The organism is Leptothrix cholodnii SP-6, from assembly GCF_000019785.1.
GTDB lineage: Bacteria > Pseudomonadota > Gammaproteobacteria > Burkholderiales > Burkholderiaceae_C > Sphaerotilus > Sphaerotilus cholodnii.
On sequence record NC_010524.1, the window covers coordinates 1,180,577 to 1,199,330 of the forward strand.

Consider the following 18,754-nt stretch of genomic DNA (forward strand, 5'->3'; position numbering starts at 1 on the left):
CTCAGGCGGCGATCAGGGGACCGGCCGGCATTCCGGCACGGCCGTCGGGCTTCGCGCCGATGCCCGATCCGGCCGGGAAACGATGCTGCTTCAGCCAGGCGATGAACTCCATCGCCGGCAGCGGCCGGCTGTACAGATAACCCTGCGCCTGGTCGCAGCCGAAGCTGCGCAGGCGCTGGCTGACCGCCTCGGTCTCGATGCCCTCGGCCACCACGGCCAGGCCCATGTGGTGGGCCAGGTCGATGGTCGAGCGCACGATGGTCACGTCGGCCTCGTCGCGGTCGAGGCCGCTGACGAAGGAGCGATCGATCTTGAGCTCCTGCACCGGCAGCTTCTTCAGGTAGGCGAGCGACGAGTAGCCGGTGCCGAAGTCGTCGATCGACAGCCGCACGCCCATCTCGTTGAGCGCCTGCAGGCAGCGCAGCGCCTGCGCCGGGTCGTCCATGATGGCGCTCTCGGTCACTTCGAGGCATAGGCTGGCGGCGGCCACGCCGGCGCGCCGCAGGGCGTTGTCGACCAGGGCCGGGAAGTCGGGCTGGCCGAGGTCGCGGGTCGAGACGTTGATGTTGAGCGACAGCTGCCAGCCCAGCTGCTGCCAGCTCGCCAGCTGGTTCAGCGCGTGCTGCAGCACCCACAGCGTGATCGCCTTGATCGCGCCGGTCTGCTCGGCAAACGGGATGAAACGGTCCGGCGGCACGATGCCGCGCTGCGGGTGGCGCCAGCGGATCAGCACCTCGGCGGCGTCGCAGTGGCCGTCGGACAGCCGCAGCTTGGGCTGGTAGAGCAGGAAGAACTCGTGCTGATCGGCGGCGCGGCGCAGGTCGCTCAGCAGCGTCAGACCGTGTTCGACGTGGCGCTCCATCGCCGCCTCGAACACCAGCAGGCCGCGGTTGCCCTGCTTGGCCTCGTGCATGGCGATGTCCGCGCGTGCCATCAGCTGGGCTGCGCTCAGGCCGGCGTCGTCGGCGCAGGCGATGCCGATGCTGGCGCTGACGTCGACCCGCTGGCCCTGCACCGGCACGGGGCTCTCGAGCACCGACAGCAGGCGTCGGCCGAGCGCCGTCGCGGCGGCGTGGTCCTGGGTCGGCAGCAGCACCGCGAACTCGTCGCCGGCCAGCCGCGCCACGGTGTCGGTGGTGCGCATCAGCGCGTTGCGCAGGCGCTCGCCCACCTCCTTCAGGACCTGGTCGCCGAGGGTGTGGCCGAGCACGTCGTTGACCTGCTTGAAGCGGTCGAGGTCGAGCACCAGCACCGACAGCGCATTGCCCTGCCGGCGCGCGCTGGCCAGCGCCTGATCGAGGCGGTCGTTGAACAGCGTGCGGTTGGCCAGGCCGGTGAGGTCGTCGCGGTAGGCCAGCTCGGCGATGCGGGCCTCGCGGCGTGCCAGGTTCTGGCGCATGTCGTCCATCGCCTGCGTCAGCACGCCGACCTCGTCGCTGGCCGCCGGTGGCAGCGGCGTGTCGATGCGGCCGGCCGAGATGTGGCCGGCCAGCGTCACCGCCGAGCGCAACGGCTTGGCGATCGAATGCGTGATCAGTGCCGCCGATGCCAGCGCCACCAGCACCGCCAGCACGCCGACGAACCAGAGCCGGGCGCGCACCTGGCCGTGCAGATCGTGCAGGCTGGCGAGGTCGTCGCCGGCGCGTCTGGAGCTGTGCGCCACCAGCATGTCGAGCGCGGCCAGCATGCTGCGCAGCGCCGGCATGGTCTGCGACACCATCACCGGCCGCGCCAGTGCGGGGTCGAGCTCGACCAGCGAGACGGTCTCGTCGAAGGCTTCGACATAACGCGCGCGGTCCTGCAGCACCCGGGCGATCACCGGCTCGTTGCGGCCCAGCCCGGTCTCGGCCAGCAGGGCGTCGAAGGCCTCCTGCTGATCGCGCGCGGCCTGGTCGATCTGGGCGTAGACGGGCACGCGCAGCTCGCGCTGATCGAGCACGAACAGCGAATACAGCTGCTCGACACCCACGTGCGCGGCGGTCTGCGTGCGGTGCGCCAGCATCACCTGGTTGAGCGTGCCCTGCGTGATGCGGTGCACGGCGTCGTTCATCGTGGCGGTGTGGCCGAGCGCCTGCGCCAGCATCAGGCCCAGCAGCAGCAGCACCAGGCCGAAGGCGGCCACCAGGCGTGCGGCGATGGGCACGCGCCGGATCAGGAACACCACGTGGGCTGCAAACGAAGGCGTGTTCGGCATGGATCTGAGGCGCGGCGCAATCGGCACCGCACCACGGTTCAGGGTGGACGACGTCTGCTTATCGGCGCGCTCCGGCGCGACTGAAGCGGCCCGGTCCACCCGTGGCCGCGCGCCGCAACATCGTGTCCGAAAACGGCCAGCGCCGGCCAGGGTGCTGCGTATGATCGTTTGCATGCCGAGCCGATCCGCCCCCCTCGCCAGCACCGACGCGACCGCGCATGCCGCCTGTTATGCGGCGCTGGTGGCGCGCGATCGGCGCTTCGACGGGCGCTTCTTCGTCGGCGTCACCTCCACCGGCATCTACTGCCGGCCGGTCTGCGGCGTGCGCACGCCCAAGGCCGCGAACTGCCGTTTCTTCGACAACGCCGCCGCCGCCGAGGCGGGTGGATTCAGGCCCTGCCTGCGCTGCCGGCCGGAACTGGCGCCGGGGCTCGCGGGCATCGACATGCCCTCGCGCCTGGCCTGGGCTGCGGCCCAGCGCATCGAGGCCGGCGCGCTCGACGATGGCGGGCTGACCGGCCTGTCGGCGCGGCTGGGCATCACCGACCGCCACCTGCGCCGCATCTTCATGGCCGCCTTCGGCGTCACGCCGATCGACTACGCCCAGACCCAGCGGCTGCTGATCGCCAAGCGCCTGCTGGCCGACACCACGCTGCCGGTCACCGAGGTGGCGCTGGCGGCGGGCTTCGGCAGCCTGCGGCGCTTCAATCACCTGTTTCAAAGCCGCTACCGGCTCACGCCGGGTGAACTGCGGCGCGCCAGCGGCCCGGCTGCGCGCGAGGGCGGGCTGCACTTCGAGCTGGCGTTCCGCCCGCCGCTCGATTGGCCGCGGCTGCTGGCCTTCCTGGCGGCGCGCTGCGTGGCCGGTGTCGAGGCGGTGGCCGACGGCACCTATCGGCGCAGCGTGCGGCTGCACGCCGGCGGCAGCGAGCACACCGGCTGGCTGGCGCTCGGCCTGGCCGCGCACGGCGAGGCGATCGCGGTCGACGTCGCGCCCAGCCTCTTGCGCGTGCTGCCGGCGCTGCTGGCCGGCGTGCGCCGCCTGTGCGACCTGTCGTGCGACCCGCAGGCGGTGGCCGCGGTGCTCGGCCCGCTGGCTGCCGATGCGCCGGGTCTGCGCGTGCCGGGCGCGTTCGACGGCTTCGAGATGGCGGTGCGGGCCGTGCTCGGCCAGCAGGTCACGGTCAAGGCAGCGCACACGCTGGCCGGCCGAATGGCGGCCGCGTTCGGCGAGCCGCTGCGATCGGAGCAGTCGTTGGACGGCGTCGGCCTGCTGTTCCCGACGCCGCAGCGGCTGGCGTCGGCCGGCGCCGAGCAGATCGCCGCGCTGGGTATCGTGCGCAGCCGCGCCGATGCGTTGATCGCGCTGGCGCAGGCGGTGTCGAGCGGCGAGATCGATCTCGGCCCGGCCGCCGACGTGGCCCTGTGCACCGAGCGCCTGCAAGCCCTGCCGGGCATCGGCCGCTGGACCGCGCAGTACATTGCGCTGCGCGCGCTCGGCTGGCCCGACGCCTGGCCGAGCGGCGACGTCGCACTGATCAAGGCGCTCGGCGCCGCCGGCCCGCGCGAGGCCGATGCGCTGGCCGAAGCCTGGCGCCCCTGGCGCAGCTACGCCACCGTGCAACTCTGGCGCCGGCTCGCCGAAGCGGCCACCGCCCCGAAACCATGAGGTCCCCCATGAAACAGCCCCCGATCCGCTGGGCCGCCTATGCCAGCCCGCTCGGCGCGATGACGCTCGCCGCCACGCCCGCCGGCCTGTGCGGCGTCTGGTTCGACGGCCAGCAGCATTTCGACGGCCCGGCCGCCGACTGGCAGCACGACGCGGCCGATGCCACGCTGATCGAAACCGCCACGCAGCTGGACGACTGGTTCGCCGGCCGGCGCCAGGCCTTCGACCTGCCGCTCGATCCGCACGGCACCGAGTTCCAGCGCGCCGTCTGGTCGGCCCTGGTGCAGATCGGCTTCGGCCAGTCGCTGGCCTATGGCGACGTCGCGGCTGCACTCGGCCGGCCGACCGCCACGCGCGCGGTGGGTGCGGCGACCGGGCGCAATCCGATCTCGATCGTCGTGCCGTGTCATCGCCTGATCGGCCGCAGCGGCGCGCTGACGGGTTATGCCGGCGGGCTGGCGCGCAAGGTCGCGCTGCTGGCGTTCGAGGCCGGTGAACCCGGTTTGTGGCGCGACGCGCCATGAAGGGCCGCGACCTGTCCGACCTGCTGCTGCTGGCCGCGCTGTGGGGCGGCTCGTTCCTGTTCCTGCGGTATGCCGCGCCGGTGTTCGGCGCGGTGCCGCTCATCTGGTTGCGGGTGGCGATCGCCGCGGCCTGCCTGCTGCCGCTGCTGCTGTGGCACGGCCAGCTGGGCGTCCTGCGCGAGCGCGCCGGGCCGATCACCGTGATGGCGATCTTCAACTCGGCGCTGCCGTTCGTGCTGATCGCCTGGGCCACGCTGTCGGTCACCGCCGGCTTCGCGTCGATCGTCAACGCCACGGTGCCGATCTTCACCGCGCTGGTCGGCGCGGTCTGGCTGAAGGATCGGCTCGACGCCTCGCGCATCGTCGGGCTGGCGCTGGGTTTTGCCGGCGTGCTGCTGATGTCGGCCGACAAGGCCGACTTCAAGCCCGGCGGCAGCGGCTGGGCGGTGCTGTCGCTGCTGGGCGCTGCGCTCAGCTACGGCTTTGCGGCCAACTACACCAAGCGCCATCTGGGCGGCGTGCCCGCGCTGGCCAACGCCACCGGCTCGCAGCTGGCGTCGGCGCTGCTGCTGTTGCCGCTGGCGCCGCTCGACTGGCCGGCCGTGACGCCGGGCGTCGGGCCGTGGCTGGCGGCGATCGCCTTGGGCGTGGGCTGTTCGGCGCTGGCCTACCTGCTGTTCTTCCGGCTGATCGGCCGGGTCGGCGCCTCGCGCGCGGTCACGGTCACGTTCCTGGTGCCGGTGTTCGGCACGCTCTGGGGCGTGCTGTTTCTGGGCGAGGCAGTGACCCCCGGCATGGCCGGCGGCGGTCTGGTGATCCTGGCCGGCACCGCCCTGGCGACCGGCCTGCTGCGCCTGCCGGCGCTGCGACGCGCCGGTCGCTGACCGGGCGGCCGGACTCAGGGCGCCCGGCCTCGGAACTCAGGTCTGGGTGACATCACCCGCAGATGTGGGCGTGGCGGAACGCCCTGTGCGGGCCATTTCGCGCAGATCGGGGCCGGCCCGAAAACAGGAAAGGCGGTGCTGCTCGCGCAACACCGCCCGTTCCGGGTCAGGCCGCAGCCCGATCAGGTGTGATTGGCACCGTCGTCGGCGCCGCCCTTGGGCTGGCGGGCCTTGTTGCGGCGCAGTTCTTCGGTTGCGGCGTCGTCGGCGCCGCGGCCTTGGCGGTCGTCACCGGTCGCGTCATCGGCCCCACGGCCCTGGCGGACATGGCCCGGCGCGTCGTCGGCACCGCGGCCCTGGCGGATGTGGCCCGGGGCATCGTCGGTGCCACGGCCCTGGCGGTCATCACCGGCCGCGTCATCGGTCCCGCGGCCCTGGCGGACATGACCCGGCGCGTCGTCGGCACCGCGACCCTGGCGCACGTGGCCCGGTGCATCGTCGGTGCCGCGGCCGTGCCGCACATGCCCCGGCGCGTCGTCGGATCCACGACCCCGGCGGGTGTGCCCGGCCGAGTCGTCGCTGCCCGACGAACCTCCGGAAGACGAACTGCCGGACGACGAGCCGCCGGAAGACGACCCGCTGGAAGAACTGCTGCCGGAAGAACCGCTGCCGGACGACGAACCCGAGTTCGATGAGCCGCCGGAGGACTTGCCCGACGAGCCGCTCGAACCACCCGACGACTTGCCCGACGAGCCCGACGAGCTGCCGCCGTTCTTGGCCAGCAGCATCGGTTGCGGCGCGGCGGTGCCCTGCTGGTCGAGCGTGACCGTGGCGGTGACCGGCTCGATCGCCTTGAACGACGTCGGCAACCGGGCGGCAACGGCCGAGTGGCTCAGGAAGGACAGGCTGGCGAGGGCGATGGCGGTGGGAAGACGGCGGGTGGTGGTCATGGGGGATCTCCTGATTAATGGGAACGTTTCCCATGTCTGTAGTATAGGCAGGAACAACTCCGCGGTTAAGCGATCCACAAGCTTTTTCCCGCAAATGAACAGGCCCTGAACGCCGAGGGTTCGGCGTGTCAGGGCCTGGGGAGGGCAGGGGATCGGTGGCGCGGTTCAGGTCATCGGCAGGCGCGTGTTCACAGCGCGCCGGCGGTGTTGACGTAGACGGCGTAGAGCGAGTGGCTGCTGGCCATGAACAGGCGGTTGTTCTTGGCGCCGCCGAAGCACACGTTGGCGCAGCGTTCGGGCAGGTGGATGTGGCCGATGGCTTTGCCGGCGGGGTTGAACACGCGCACCCCGTCGAGCACCTCGCCCACCGACTGCGCCGAGCCGTTGCTGCCGTAGCCGCACCAGAGGTTGCCGTCGCGGTCGCAGGCCATGCCGTCGAGCGCGCCGTGGTCGGTGGCCTCGACGTGGCTGCGCTTGTTCGACAGGGCGCCGGCCGCATCCACGTCATAAGCCCAGATGCGGCGCGGGTTGGCGCGGCTCTCGATCACGTACAGCGTGCGTTCGTCGGGCGAAAAACACAGGCCGTTGGGCGCGTTCAGGTCGGTGATCACGGCGTCGAGCCGGCCGCTCGCGCCGTCGATGCGGTAGACCGCATGCGGCAGTTCCTGCGGCGCGGTTTCGCCCTCCCAGTCGCTCTCGATGCCGAAGCTCGGGTCGGTGAACCAGACGCTGCCGTCGCTGCGGCAGGTGATGTCGTTGGGCGAATTGAGGCGCTTGCCGTCGTATGTATCGGCCAGCACCGTGATGCGGCCGTCGTACTCGGTGCGGGTCACGCGCCGGGTCAGGTGCTCGCAGGTCAGCAAGCGGCCCTGGCGGTCGCGTGCGTGGCCGTTGGCGTTGTCGGCCGGCGCGCGGAACACGCTGAGCGCGCCCGAGCAGTCGTCCCAGCGCAGGATGCGGTTGTTCGGGATGTCGCTGACCAGCAGGTAGCGGCCATCGCCGAACCACACCGGCCCCTCGGCCCAGCGCAGGCCGCTGGCGAGCTGCTCGACGCCGCCGCTGAAGAGGCGATAGCGGGCGAAGCTCGGGTCGAGCAGTTCGATGGCCGGATCGGGATAACGCTGGCTGGGCGCGAAGGGGAGTTGCGGACCGGTGGTGTTCATGCTTCAAAGACCCAGGAAACGCGGCAGCCACAGCGACAGCCAGGGGATGTAGGTCACCATCAGCAGCACGATGAACAGCGCGACGAAGAACGGCATCATCGCCCGGGTGACCACGCCGATCTTGAGCTTGGCCACCGCTGCGCCGACGAACAGCACCGTGCCCACCGGCGGCGTGATCAGGCCGATGCCGAGGTTGACCATCATGATCATGCCGAAGTGCACCGGGTCGACACCCAGCATCTTGACCACCGGCAGCAGGATCGGCGTGAGGATCAGGATCAGCGGCGACATGTCCATCAGCGTGCCCAGCACCAGCAGCAGTATGTTGATCATGGCCAGGATCGCGTACTTGTTGTCCGACAGGCTGGTGAGGAAGGCGGTGACTCGCAGCGGGATCATCATCAGCGTCATCAGGTAGCCGAAGGCCGCCGCGAAGCCGATCAGGATCATCACGATCGTCACCGTCTTGACGGTGCGGTGCACCAGCTTGGGCAGGTCGCGCCACTTGTAGTCGCGGTAGATGAACATCGTGACGAAGAAGGCCCAGACCACCGCGATCGAAGCCGATTCGTTGGCCGTGAACACGCCCGACAGGATGCCGCCGAGGATGATGACCATCGTCATCAGGCCCCACATCGCGTCGATCGAGATCTTGATCGCCTGCTTGAGCGGGATCACCTCGCCCTTGGGGTAGCCGTGTTTCCTGGCCTTCATCAGGCACAGCACGGCCAGCGTCAGGCCCATCAGCAGGCCCGGCAGCACGCCGGCCATGAACAGCGCGGCGATCGACACCGAGCCGCCTGCGGCCAGCGAGTACAGCACGGCGTTGTGGCTGGGCGGGATCAGGATCGCCTGCACCGAGCCGCTGATGGTGACCGCGGTGGCGAAGTCGCGCGGGTAGCCCTTCTTCTCCATCTCGGGGATCAGCACCGTGCCGACCGAGGCGGTGTCGGCCACCGACGAGCCCGAGATCGCGCCGAAGAAGGTGCTGGCCAGGATGTTGACCAGCGACAACCCGCCGCGGATGAAACCCACCAGCACGCCGGCAAACGCCACCAGCCGGCGCGCCATGCCGCCCTCGGCCATGATGGCGCCGGCCAGCACGAAGAACGGGATCGCCAGCAGCGAGAACTTGTTGACCCCGGCGGCGATCTGGATCATCACCGCGTCGAGCGGGATGTCGATCCACAGCGCGCCGATCAGGGCGGCCAGGCCGAGCGAAAAGGCGATCGGCACGCCGATCATCATCAGCAGCACGAAGCTGCCGATCAGCACGAAAGCATCCATCAGCGGGCTCCCTCGGTGGTCGGTGTATCGGTGGCGTCGCTTGCGTCGCCTTCTTCGTAGCGCACCAGCGGGCGATGGTTCTGGGTGCCGTAGAACATGCGTTCGAGCACGAACAGGATGGTGACGGCCGCGCCGATCGGCAGCGACGCGTAGGTCACGCCCACCGGCAGCCAGGGCAGTTCGGCCAGCGACTGGCCCATCGTCTCCAGGCACAGCCGGGCGCCGTAGAAGGTGACGAACAGGCAGGCCAGCAGCATCAGCAGGTCGACCACCCGGGCCGAGAGCTTGCGCAGCGGCGCGGGCAGCACGTCGGTCAGCATCGTCACGGCGATGTGGGCGTTGGCGCGGTAGGCGGCGGCCGCGCCGATGAAGGTGAACACCATCATCAGCAGGATCGCGATCGGCTCGGGCCACTGCGAGCCGGTGCCCAGCACGTAGCGCGTGAACACGCCCCACGGGATGATCAGCGACATGAAGAAGATCGCGGCGCCGGCCAGCCAGATGCTGGCCAGGTAGAAGCGATCCATCAAACGGATGTAGAGCGGGTCCATGCGGAGGCGATCAGGTCAGGCGGTTCGAAAAAAGCCCGCCCGGCCGGGGCCGTGCGGGCTTGGACGCAGCGAGGCCGGCGTCTTACTTGACGGCCTCGATGCGCTTCATCAGGTCGGCGAAGTTGGCGCCGTACTTGGCGCGCACCGGTGCGGTGGCGTCGAAGAAGGGCTTGCTGTCCATCTCGATGAACTCGACGCCTTCGGCCTTGAGCTTGGTGGTGTAGTCGGCCACCGCCTTGTCCCACAGCGTGCGCTGCTCGAGCTGCGCTTCGCGGGCGGTCTTCTTGACCAGCGCCTGGTCGGCCGGACTGAGCTTGTCGAATGTCACCTTCGACATCACCAGGATCTCGGGAATGATCAGGTGGTTGGTCTGGGTGAAGTACTTGGCGCCGGCCTTGAAGTGGTTGGCGGTGTAGAGGCTGGGCGGGTTGTTCTCGGCGCCGTCGATCACGCCGGTCTGGATGGCGGTGAAGACCTCGCCGTAGCCCATCGCGATGCCGTTGCCGCCCATCGCGTTCATGGTGTCGACGAACAGCGGGTTGCCCATCATGCGGATCTTCTGGCCCTTCAGGTCGGCGGGGCTGCGCACCGGCTTCTTGGTGTAGAGGCTGCGCGAGCCGCCGTCCATCCAGGCCAGCGCGACCATCCGGGCCGGCGAGGCGCTGACCTTGTCGAGCAGTTCCTGGCCGATCGGGCCGTCGATCACCGCGCGCATGTGGGCGATGTTGCGGAACACGAAGGGCATGTTGAACACGTTCACCTCGGGCACCACCGGGCCGATCGGGCCCAGCGAGGTGCGCAGCAGCTGGATCGCGCCGAACTGGGTCTGCTCGATCATCTCCTTCTCGCCGCCGAGCACGCTGCCGGGGAACATCTGGAACTTGATGCGACCGCTGGTGGCGGCGTCGAGCTTCTTGCCCATGTTCTCGACCGCGACCACGGTCGGGTAGCCGGCCGGGTGCACGTCGGCGGCCTTCATGACGATGTTCTGGGCCGAGGTGGTCAGCGGGGCGAAACCGAGGGTGGCGGCAGCGGCGCAGGCGGCCAGCAGGGTGCGACGGAAGTTCATGGTGTTGTCTCCTGAAGTGGACGGGTGAGCGGGGCGGGGGCTGAAACGCGGAAAGTGGCGGGCGGGCGATCCGGCCGTCAGTCGAACGGGCCGGTGCGCACGAACGGGCCGCCCTGGTAGATCACGGCCGGGTCGCTCAGGTCGGGTTTCGGGTCGGCCGCTTCGACCTTGGCGCGAAAGCGCTCCGAGCTGTCCTGCGGCCGGTAGCCGACGTGGCGGGCGCTGGTGTTGTCCCACCAGGTGGTGGTGTTGTCGCCCATGCCGTAGATGACGCTGTGGCCGATCACCGGCGCGGTGAGTGCGGCCATCACCAGGCGCTCGAGGTCGTCGAAGCTCATCCAGGTGGCCAGCATGCGACGGTTCTTCGGCTCGGGGAAGGACGAGCCGATGCGCACGCTGACGGTCTCGATGCCGTAGCGGTCGAAGTAGAACTGCGCCAGGTTCTCGCCGAAGGCCTTGGACAGGCCGTAGAGGCCGTCGGGCCGCATCGGATCCTTCGGCGACACCACCTCGTCCTGCCGGTAGAAGCCGGTGACGTGGTTCGAGCTGGCGAACACGACGCGCTTGACGCCGTGCTTGCGCGCGGCTTCGTACAGGTTGTAGGTGCCGATGATGTTGGCCTGCAGGATCGGCTGCCAGGGCTGCTCGGTCGACACGCCGCCCAGGTGCACGACGGCGTCGACACCGGCCAGCAGCGCGTGCACGGCGGCGGCGTCCTCGAGCGGCGCGGGCATCAGCTCCTCACCGGCGGCAGCGGCGCCGAGATCGCTGATGTCCGACAGGCGCAGCACGTCGCAATAGGCCTTCAGGCGCGTGCGCAGCTCGCGGCCCAGGCCACCGGCGGCACCGGTCAGCAGCAGGCGGTCGAATCGCAGAGGGGTCGGATGGCTGGGCATGGTGATGAATCGCTTCGAAGAATGTCCGTCAGAGGCTGCGGTGCGGATACAGTGGGAACACGTATTGAGGTACGTTGTCAGTTGTCGTACAACGTGACCGATTCTCCGGCACGTTCGCCGACTCAATGCCTAGGGATTCCACCGAGACCGTATGAACACCCCCACAGCCGCAGCGCGTCGCAGACCGCGCACCCTGGCCCTTGAACTGGTCGATGCCCTCGGCGATCGCATCCGCGACGGCCGTCTCGCGCAAGGCGACAAGCTGCCCACCGAAGCGGCCATCATGGCCGAGTTCGCCGTCAGCCGGACGGTGGTGCGCGAGGCGATCTCCAAGCTGCAGGCCGCCGGCCTGGTCGAGACGCGGCACGGCATCGGCACCTTCGTGCTGGGGGTGGGCGAGGCGCCGGGTTTCCGCATCGCGCCCGAGCAGTACAACACCCTGCGCGACGTGATCGCGGTGCTCGAGCTGCGCATCGGCCTCGAGACCGAAGCCGCGGCGCTGGCCGCGCAGCGCCGCACCGAAGCCAACATCGTGCAGCTGCGCGCTGCGCTCGATGCGGTGGCGAAGGACTTCGAGGCCGGGCGCGATTCGGTCGCCGCCGACTTCCAGTTCCACCTCGAGATCGCCCGCGCGACCCAGAACAGCCACTACACCGAGCTGATGTCGACCCTCGGCAGCATGATCATCCCGCGCGCCCGACTGGTGCCCGAGGGCGAGCCGAGCGATGAGCACCGGCGCTACCTGCGCCGCGTCAACAGCGAGCACGAGAGCATCTTCGACGCCATCGTCGGCCAGGACGCCGACGCCGCCCGCGCGGCCATGCGCACCCACCTGGCCAACAGCCGCGAGCGGCGCCGGCGCGCCCAGGCCGACGCGCTGAGCTGAGGGCGGGCCCGGGCGAAAGCCCGGGTCTAGGTGATCTCACGTATCGCGGAGTGGGTCATATGTTGTACGATGACATACAACATAAGTCGTCGACCTGTTCCACCCCGCCCCACGGAGATCCCGCATGTCCCCCCAAGAGCTCAAGAACGTCCTGCAATCCGGCCTGCTGTCGTTCCCGCTGACCGACTTCGACCGCGAACTGAATTTCGCGCCCAAGCCCTATGCGGAACGCCTCAAGTGGCTGCAGCCCTACGGCGCCAGCGCGCTGTTCGCGGCCGGCGGCACGGGCGAGTTCTTCTCGCTGGAGCCGGGCGAATACAGCGACGTCATCAAGGTGGCGCTCGACACCTGCCGCGGCCGCACCCCGATCATTGCCGGCGCCGGTGGCGGCACCCGCGTCGCGATCCAGTACGCGCAGGAGGCCGAGCGCCTGGGTGCGCAGGGCGTGCTGCTGCTGCCGCACTACCTGACCGAAGCCAGCCAGGAAGGCCTGATCGCCCACGTGCAGGCGGTCTGCCGCAGCGTCAGGTTCGGCGTCACGGTCTACAACCGCGGCGCCTGCAAGCTCACGCCCGCCAGCCTGCTGGTGCTGGCCGAGACCTGCCCGAACCTGATCGGCTTCAAGGACGGCATCGGCGACATCGAGACCTTCGTGTCGATCCGCCAGACCCTGGGCGAGCGCTTCGCCTATCTCGGCGGCCTGCCCACGGCCGAGGTGTTTGCCGGCGCCTACAAGGCGATGGGCTGCCCGGTGTACTCGTCGGCGGTGTTCAATTTCATCCCCAAGACGGCGATGGAGTTCTACAACGCGCACGCGGCCGGTGACAGCGCCACCTGCGACCGCCTGATCCGCGATTTTTTCCTGCCCTACATCGCGCTGCGCAACAAGAACCACGGTTACGCGGTGTCGATCGTGAAGGCCGGTGCCACCCTGATCGGCCACGGCGCCGGCCCGGTGCGCCCGCCGCTGAGCGACCTGAAGCCGGCCGAGGTGGCCGAACTGGCGGCGCTGATGGCCAAGCTCGGGCCGCAGTAAGCCGCCCGCTCCCGCCCACTGCCCCATGCGCCCTCGCCAGGAGACCTTGCCCATGAGTTCCAACGCTACCCCCGTCGTCGTGGCCCTGCGTGTCGTGCCGGTGGCCGGCCGCGACAGCATGCTGCTCAACCTGAGCGGTGCGCACGCGCCGTACTTCACCCGCAACCTGCTGATCCTGACCGACAGCGCCGGCCGCACCGGCGTGGGCGAGGTGCCGGGCGGCGAGCCGATCCGGCGCACGCTCGAAGACGCCGCCGCGCTGGTGGTGGGCGCCAAGGTGGGCGACTGGCAGCGCGTGCTCAACGCCGTGCGCACGCAGTTCGCCGACCGCGATTCGGGCGGGCGCGGCCTGCAGACCTTCGACCTGCGCACCACGATCCACGCGGTCACCGCGGTCGAGTCGGCGCTGCTCGACCTGCTCGGCCAGCACCTCGAGGTGCCGGTGTGCGCGCTGCTCGGCGAAGGCCAGCAGCGCGACAGCGTGCCGATGCTCGGCTACCTGTTCTACATCGGCGACCGCAACAAGACCGATCTGCCGTACGACAGCGCGCCCGACGCTGCCGACCCCTGGCTGCGCCTGCGCCACGAGGAGGCGATGACACCCGACGCGGTGGTCGCACTGGCCGAAGCCGCGCAGGCGCGCTACGGTTTCCACGACTTCAAGCTCAAGGGCGGCGTGCTGCGCGGCGAGGAAGAGGTCGAGGCGATCCGCGCGCTGAAAGCGCGTTTCCCGCAGGCCCGCATCACGCTCGACCCCAACGGCGGCTGGTTGCTCAAGGACGCGACCCGCCTGATGCGCGACATGCACGGCGTGCTCGCCTACGCCGAAGACCCGTGCGGTGCCGAGGGCGGCTTCTCGGGCCGCGAGGTGATGGCCGAGTTCCGCCGCGCTACCGGCCTGCCGACCGCCACCAACATGGTCGCCACCGACTGGCGCCAGATGGTGCATTCGCTGAGCCTGCAGAGCGTCGACATCCCGCTCGCCGACCCGCATTTCTGGACCATGCAAGGTGCGGTGCGGGTGGCGCAGACCTGCCGCGATTTCGGCCTGACCTGGGGTTCGCACTCCAACAACCACTTCGACGTGTCGCTGGCGATGTTCACGCAGGCCGCGGCTGCTGCGCCGGGGCGTGTCACCGCGATCGACACCCACTGGATCTGGCAGGACGGCCAGAACCTGACGCAAAAACCGCTGCAGATCGTCGACGGCGAAGTGGCCGTGCCGACCGTGCCGGGCCTGGGCGTCGAGCTCGACATGGACGCGGTCGAGGCCGCGCACCAGCTCTACCTGCAGCACGGCCTGGGCTCGCGCGACGACGCCACGGCGATGCAGTACCTGATCCCGAACTGGACCTTCGACCCCAAGCGCCCGTGCCTGGTGCGCTGAGGCTTCGATCCACACCCCACACGAAAGAACGCTCCCCGATGTTCAAGAACCTGATAGCCGGCGAATGGGTCGAAGGCGCACGCGTCTCGCGCAACATCAACCCGTCGGACACGCGTGACGTGGTCGGCGAATACGCGCAGGCCGATGCCGCGCAGGCGCGCCAGGCGGTGGCCGCGGCCACGGCGGCTTTCCCGGCCTGGTCGCTGACCACGCCGCAGCAGCGCTTCGACGTGCTCGACGCCGCCGGCAGCGAGATCCTGGCGCGCCGCGCCGAACTGGGCGACCTGCTGGCGCGCGAAGAAGGCAAGACGCTGCCCGAGGCGATCGGCGAAGTCGTGCGTGCCGGCAACATCTTCAAGTTCTTCGCCGGCGAGGCGCTGCGCCTGTCGGGCGACAGCGTGCCGTCGGTGCGCCCGGGCGTGGGCGTCGAAGTCACGCGCGAGCCCGTCGGCGTGGTCGGCCTGATCACGCCGTGGAACTTCCCGATCGCCATTCCCGCCTGGAAGCTCGCGCCGGCGCTGGCCTTCGGCAACACGGTGGTGATGAAGCCGGCCGACCTGGTGCCGGGCTCGGCCTGGGCGCTGGCCGACATCCTGCACCGCGCCGGCCTGCCGGCGGGCGTGTTCAACCTGGTGATGGGGCGTGGCTCCGAAGTGGGCGCGGTGCTGCTCGACGACGCGCGTGTCAACGCGATCAGCTTCACCGGCTCGGTGGCGACGGGCCAGAAGGTGGCGGCGGCCTGCGTGGCGCGCATGGCCAAGTTCCAGCTCGAGATGGGCGGCAAGAACCCGTTCGTGGTGCTCGACGACGCCGACCTGGGCGTGGCCGTCAATGCCGCGATCAACAGCGGTTTCTTCTCGACCGGCCAGCGCTGCACGGCGTCGAGCCGGATCATCGTGACCGAAGGCATCCACGACCGCTTCGTGGCCGCGATGGTCGAGCGCATGAAGACGCTCAAGGTCGACGACGCCCGCAAGGCCGGCACCGACATCGGCCCGGTGGTCGACGAGAAGCAGCTCGCGCAGGACCTCGACTACATCGGCATCGGCCGTGCCGAAGGCGCCACGCTGGCCGCGGGCGGCGAGGCGATCGAGCGCAACACCGACGGCGCGCCGGGCTTCTACATGCGTCCGGCGCTGTTCACCGAAACGACGGCCGCGATGCGCATCAACACCGAAGAAGTGTTCGGCCCGGTGGTCAGCGTGATGCGCGCGAAGAACTACGACGAGGCGCTGGCGCTGGCCAACGACACGCCGTTCGGCCTGGCCTCGGGCATCGCCACCACCAGCCTGAAACACGCCACCCACTTCAAGCGCCACGCCCAGGCCGGCATGGTGATGGTCAACCTGCCGACCGCGGGTGTGGACTATCACGTGCCGTTCGGCGGCCGCAAGGGGTCGAGCCACGGCCCGCGCGAGCAGGGCCGTTACGCGGCCGAGTTCTACACCACCGTCAAGACCGCCTACACGCAGGCCTGATCCCAGCCCCCTCGATCCACCGGAGACACCCATGAACTTCCGACGCCTGACCCTGATCGCCCTGCTTGCCGCGGCCTTGCCCGTGGCGGCGCAGGAGTGGCCGAACAAGCCGCTGCGCATCGTCGTGCCCTACCCGCCGGGCGGCTCGTCGGACATCATCGCGCGCGCCATCAGCGGGCCGCTGGGTGACGCGCTCAAGCAGACCGTGATCGTCGAGAACAAGCCCGGCGCCAACGGCAACACCGGCACCGACTTCGTCGCCAAGGCCAACGACGGCCACACGCTGCTGCTGTGCGACGTGGGCGCGCTGGCGATCACCGCGTCGGTCTACGCCAAGCTGCCTTTCGATCCGTCGAAGGACCTGCGCGGCGTGGCCATGCTGGCCTATTCGCCGCACCTGCTGGTGGTGCACCCGTCGGTGCCGGCCAACAACCTGCAGGAACTGGTGGCGCTGTCGAAGAAGACGCCGCTCAACTTTGCCGTCACCGCCATCGGCAGCGCGCCGCACCTGGCCGGCGTGGCGGTCGAGAAGGCCACCGGCGCGCAGTGGCAGTACATCCCGTACAAGGGCGGCTCGCAGGCCATCGGCGACACGGTGGCCGGCCAGACGCAGGTGCTGATGAACGGCATGCTCGCCACCCTGCCGCACGTGCAGTCGGGCAAGCTGAAGGTGCTGGGGGTGTCCAAGTCGACGCGCGTGCCGCTGCTGGCGCAGGTGCCGACCATCGCCGAGCAGGGCGTGAAGGGCTTCGAGTCGGGCACCTGGCAAGGCCTGCTGGTGCCCGCGGGCATGCCGGCCGCGCAGGTCACGCGGCTCAATGCCGAGCTGACCCGCATCATCCGTTCGCCCGAGGTGCGCGAGCGCCTGGTGTCGCAGGGCGCCGAGGTCTACACCATGTCGCCGACCGAGTTCGGCAGCTTCTTCGAGCGCGAGCGCAAGAGCTGGGCGAAGGTCGTCGCCCAGGGCGGCGTCAAGATCGATTGAGCCGGGCCGCACCATGCGCACCCGCCTGATCAACGTCGGCCGCCTGCCGCCCGCCCTCGAAGCCCGCCTCGCGCAGAGCTACGACCTGAGCACGCTGGCCGACCAGGCCGACCCCGCCGCCTACCTGGCCGCGCACGGCGGCGAGTTCGAGGCGCTGGTGACGTCGGCCGCCACCGGCGTCGACGCCGCCATGCTCGCCGCCTTGCCGCGGCTGCGGGTGATCTCCAACTTCGGCGTCGGGCTGGACAAGGTCGACGTGGCCGCCGCCCACGCCCGCGGCATCGCCGTGGGCTACACGCCCGACGTGCTCAACGACTGCGTGGCCGACATCGCCTTCGGGCTGATGCTCGACGCCGCACGCGGCATGAGCGCGGCCGACCGTTTCGTGCGGCGCGGCGACTGGCTCCAGGGCCCGTTTCCGCTGGCGCGCAAGGTCAGCGGCGCGAGGCTGGGGCTGGTCGGCCTGGGCCGCATCGGCCGCACCATCGCGCAGCGTTCGACCGGTTTCGAGATGCCGGTGCGCTACCACTCGCGCCGGCCGGTCGACGGCGTGGCCTGGGTGCACGAGCCGTCGCTGCTGGAGCTGGCGCGCTGGGCCGACTTCCTGGTGGTCATCACCGCCGGCGGGCCGGCCACGCGCCACCTGGTCAACGCCGAGGTGCTCGACGCGCTGGGGCCGGACGGTTTCCTGATCAACGTGGCGCGCGGCTCGGTGATCGACGAGCCGGCGCTGGTGCAGGCGCTGGCCGACCGGCGCATCGCCGGCGCCGGGCTCGACGTGTTCGAGGACGAACCGCGTGTGCCGGCTGCCCTGATGGCGCTCGACAACGTCGTGCTGCTGCCCCACATTGCGAGTGCAACCCGCGAGACCCGCCAGGCCATGGCCGACCGGGTGTTCGACAACCTGCAGAGTTTCTTCGCCGAGGGACGCCTGGTCTCCGCGGCGCCCTCGGCCTGAAACCGACCTCGCACTGGAGACGCCCATGAGAGAGAACCGCCTGCGCACGCTGTGGCGCAACGACCAGGCCGCCGTCAACGGCTGGCTGGCCATCCCCGACAGCTTCTCTGCCGAGGTGATGGCGCATCAGGGCTGGGACACGCTGACCATCGACCTGCAGCACGGCGTGGTCGACTACCCGGCGATGGTGACGATGCTGCAGGCGATCTCCACCACCGCCACGGTGCCGATCGTGCGCGTGCCGTGGCTGGAGCCCGGCATCATCGGCAAGACGCTCGACGCCGGCGCCTACGGGATCATCTGCCCGATGGTCAACAGCCGCGAGGACGCGCAGAAGCTGGTGGCCTACAGCCACTACGCGCCGCGTGGCACCCGCAGCTTCGGCCCGGTGCGCGCCACGTTGTACGCCGGCGCCGACTACCCGCAGCACGCCAACGACACCATCGTCACCTTCGCCATGATCGAGACCGCGCAGGCGCTCGACAAGCTCGATTCGATCCTGTCGGTCGAGGGGTTGGACGCGATCTACATCGGGCCGTCGGACCTGTCGCTGTCGATGGGCTGCCGGCCGGTGTTCGACGACGTCGACCCGCCGGTGGCGCAGGCGATCGAGCACATCCTCGAACGCGCCACCGCGCACGGCCTGAAGGCCGGCATCCACAACGGCGTGCCCGAGGGCGCGCTGGCGCGGGTCGCCAAGGGCTTCCGCTTCGTCACAGTCAGCTCGGATGCGCGGCTGATGGCGGCGGGCTCGCAGCAGGTGCTGGCGCAGATGCGCGCTGCGCCGGCTGCCGTGGCGGGCACGGGCTCGGCCACTTACTGAAGCAAGACGAAATA

The 18,754-nt window shown here is 70.2% G+C and carries 17 protein-coding genes; 10 read left to right on the forward strand and 7 right to left on the reverse strand.

What is annotated here, in order from left to right:
• Position 1: 1 nt before the first annotated feature.
• Entirely contained in the window at positions 2-2,194 is a 2,193-nt protein-coding gene (locus tag LCHO_RS05535; protein ID WP_012346137.1) for a putative bifunctional diguanylate cyclase/phosphodiesterase, read from the reverse strand.
• Between the two features lie 172 nt (positions 2,195-2,366).
• Here LCHO_RS05535 and alkA point away from each other — a divergent pair, with 172 nt between their 5' ends.
• Genes alkA through LCHO_RS05550 form a run of 3 tightly spaced genes read left to right on the forward strand, consistent with a single transcriptional unit; the run spans position 2,367 to position 5,271 of the window.
• Positions 2,367-3,863 carry a DNA-3-methyladenine glycosylase 2 gene (gene alkA / locus LCHO_RS05540; RefSeq protein ID WP_043703907.1) on the forward strand — a complete coding sequence of 499 codons (1,497 nt, stop codon included), beginning with the start codon at positions 2,367-2,369 and terminating at the stop codon, positions 3,861-3,863.
• Positions 3,864-3,871: 8 nt separating this feature from the next.
• Complete coding sequence (locus LCHO_RS05545; protein WP_012346139.1) at positions 3,872-4,387, forward strand: methylated-DNA--[protein]-cysteine S-methyltransferase; 516 nt, start codon at positions 3,872-3,874, stop codon at positions 4,385-4,387.
• Positions 4,384-5,271, forward strand: a complete 888-nt coding sequence (locus LCHO_RS05550; protein WP_012346140.1) for a DMT family transporter — start codon at positions 4,384-4,386, stop codon at positions 5,269-5,271. The genes LCHO_RS05545 and LCHO_RS05550 overlap by 4 nt, the downstream gene beginning before the upstream one ends.
• Before the next feature lie 182 nt (positions 5,272-5,453).
• Here LCHO_RS05550 and LCHO_RS23635 read toward each other — a convergent pair whose 3' ends face one another.
• The 6 genes from LCHO_RS23635 to LCHO_RS05585 form a co-directional block, all read right to left on the reverse strand.
• Positions 5,454-6,221, reverse strand: coding sequence for a hypothetical protein (locus tag LCHO_RS23635; protein WP_012346141.1), 768 nt, complete (start codon positions 6,219-6,221; stop codon positions 5,454-5,456).
• 188 nt (positions 6,222-6,409) lie between these two features.
• Complete coding sequence (locus tag LCHO_RS05565; protein ID WP_012346142.1) at positions 6,410-7,384, reverse strand: SMP-30/gluconolactonase/LRE family protein; 975 nt, start codon at positions 7,382-7,384, stop codon at positions 6,410-6,412.
• Positions 7,385-7,387: 3 nt separating this feature from the next.
• A complete protein-coding gene (locus LCHO_RS05570; protein ID WP_012346143.1) occupies positions 7,388-8,671 on the reverse strand; it encodes a TRAP transporter large permease in 1,284 nt (427 codons plus the stop codon).
• Positions 8,671-9,222, reverse strand: a complete 552-nt coding sequence (locus tag LCHO_RS05575) for a TRAP transporter small permease (RefSeq protein WP_012346144.1) — start codon at positions 9,220-9,222, stop codon at positions 8,671-8,673. The genes LCHO_RS05570 and LCHO_RS05575 overlap by 1 nt, the downstream gene beginning before the upstream one ends.
• Positions 9,223-9,304: 82 nt before the next feature.
• Positions 9,305-10,291, reverse strand: coding sequence for a TRAP transporter substrate-binding protein (locus LCHO_RS05580; RefSeq protein ID WP_012346145.1), 987 nt, complete (start codon positions 10,289-10,291; stop codon positions 9,305-9,307).
• 77 nt (positions 10,292-10,368) lie between these two features.
• Entirely contained in the window at positions 10,369-11,187 is an 819-nt protein-coding gene (locus LCHO_RS05585; protein ID WP_012346146.1) for an NAD-dependent epimerase/dehydratase family protein, read from the reverse strand.
• Between the two features lie 151 nt (positions 11,188-11,338).
• On the opposite strand from LCHO_RS05585, the gene LCHO_RS05590 reads away from it, so the two are divergent.
• The 7 genes from LCHO_RS05590 to LCHO_RS05620 all read left to right on the forward strand — a co-directional run bounded on the left by LCHO_RS05590 (position 11,339) and on the right by LCHO_RS05620 (position 18,740).
• Positions 11,339-12,073 carry a FadR/GntR family transcriptional regulator gene (locus tag LCHO_RS05590; RefSeq protein ID WP_012346147.1) on the forward strand — a complete coding sequence of 245 codons (735 nt, stop codon included), beginning with the start codon at positions 11,339-11,341 and terminating at the stop codon, positions 12,071-12,073.
• A gap of 124 nt (positions 12,074-12,197) precedes the next feature.
• Positions 12,198-13,109, forward strand: coding sequence for a 5-dehydro-4-deoxyglucarate dehydratase (gene kdgD / locus LCHO_RS05595; RefSeq protein WP_012346148.1), 912 nt, complete (start codon positions 12,198-12,200; stop codon positions 13,107-13,109).
• Between the two features lie 52 nt (positions 13,110-13,161).
• The gene (gene gudD, locus LCHO_RS05600; RefSeq protein ID WP_012346149.1) at positions 13,162-14,496 is read left to right on the forward strand and encodes a glucarate dehydratase; all 1,335 of its coding nucleotides are present in this window, start codon (positions 13,162-13,164) and stop codon (positions 14,494-14,496) included.
• 38 nt (positions 14,497-14,534) lie between these two features.
• A complete protein-coding gene (locus tag LCHO_RS05605; protein ID WP_012346150.1) occupies positions 14,535-15,974 on the forward strand; it encodes an aldehyde dehydrogenase family protein in 1,440 nt (479 codons plus the stop codon).
• A 31-nt stretch (positions 15,975-16,005) separates the two neighbouring features.
• Entirely contained in the window at positions 16,006-16,959 is a 954-nt protein-coding gene (locus LCHO_RS05610) for a Bug family tripartite tricarboxylate transporter substrate binding protein (protein ID WP_012346151.1), read from the forward strand.
• A 13-nt stretch (positions 16,960-16,972) separates the two neighbouring features.
• On the forward strand, positions 16,973-17,917 hold the full coding sequence (locus tag LCHO_RS05615) for a 2-hydroxyacid dehydrogenase (protein WP_012346152.1): 945 nt from the start codon (positions 16,973-16,975) through the stop codon (positions 17,915-17,917).
• Between the two features lie 25 nt (positions 17,918-17,942).
• Positions 17,943-18,740: an HpcH/HpaI aldolase family protein gene (locus LCHO_RS05620; RefSeq protein ID WP_012346153.1), complete on the forward strand. Its 798-nt coding sequence runs from the start codon at positions 17,943-17,945 to the stop codon at positions 18,738-18,740.
• Positions 18,741-18,754 lie beyond the last annotated feature (14 nt).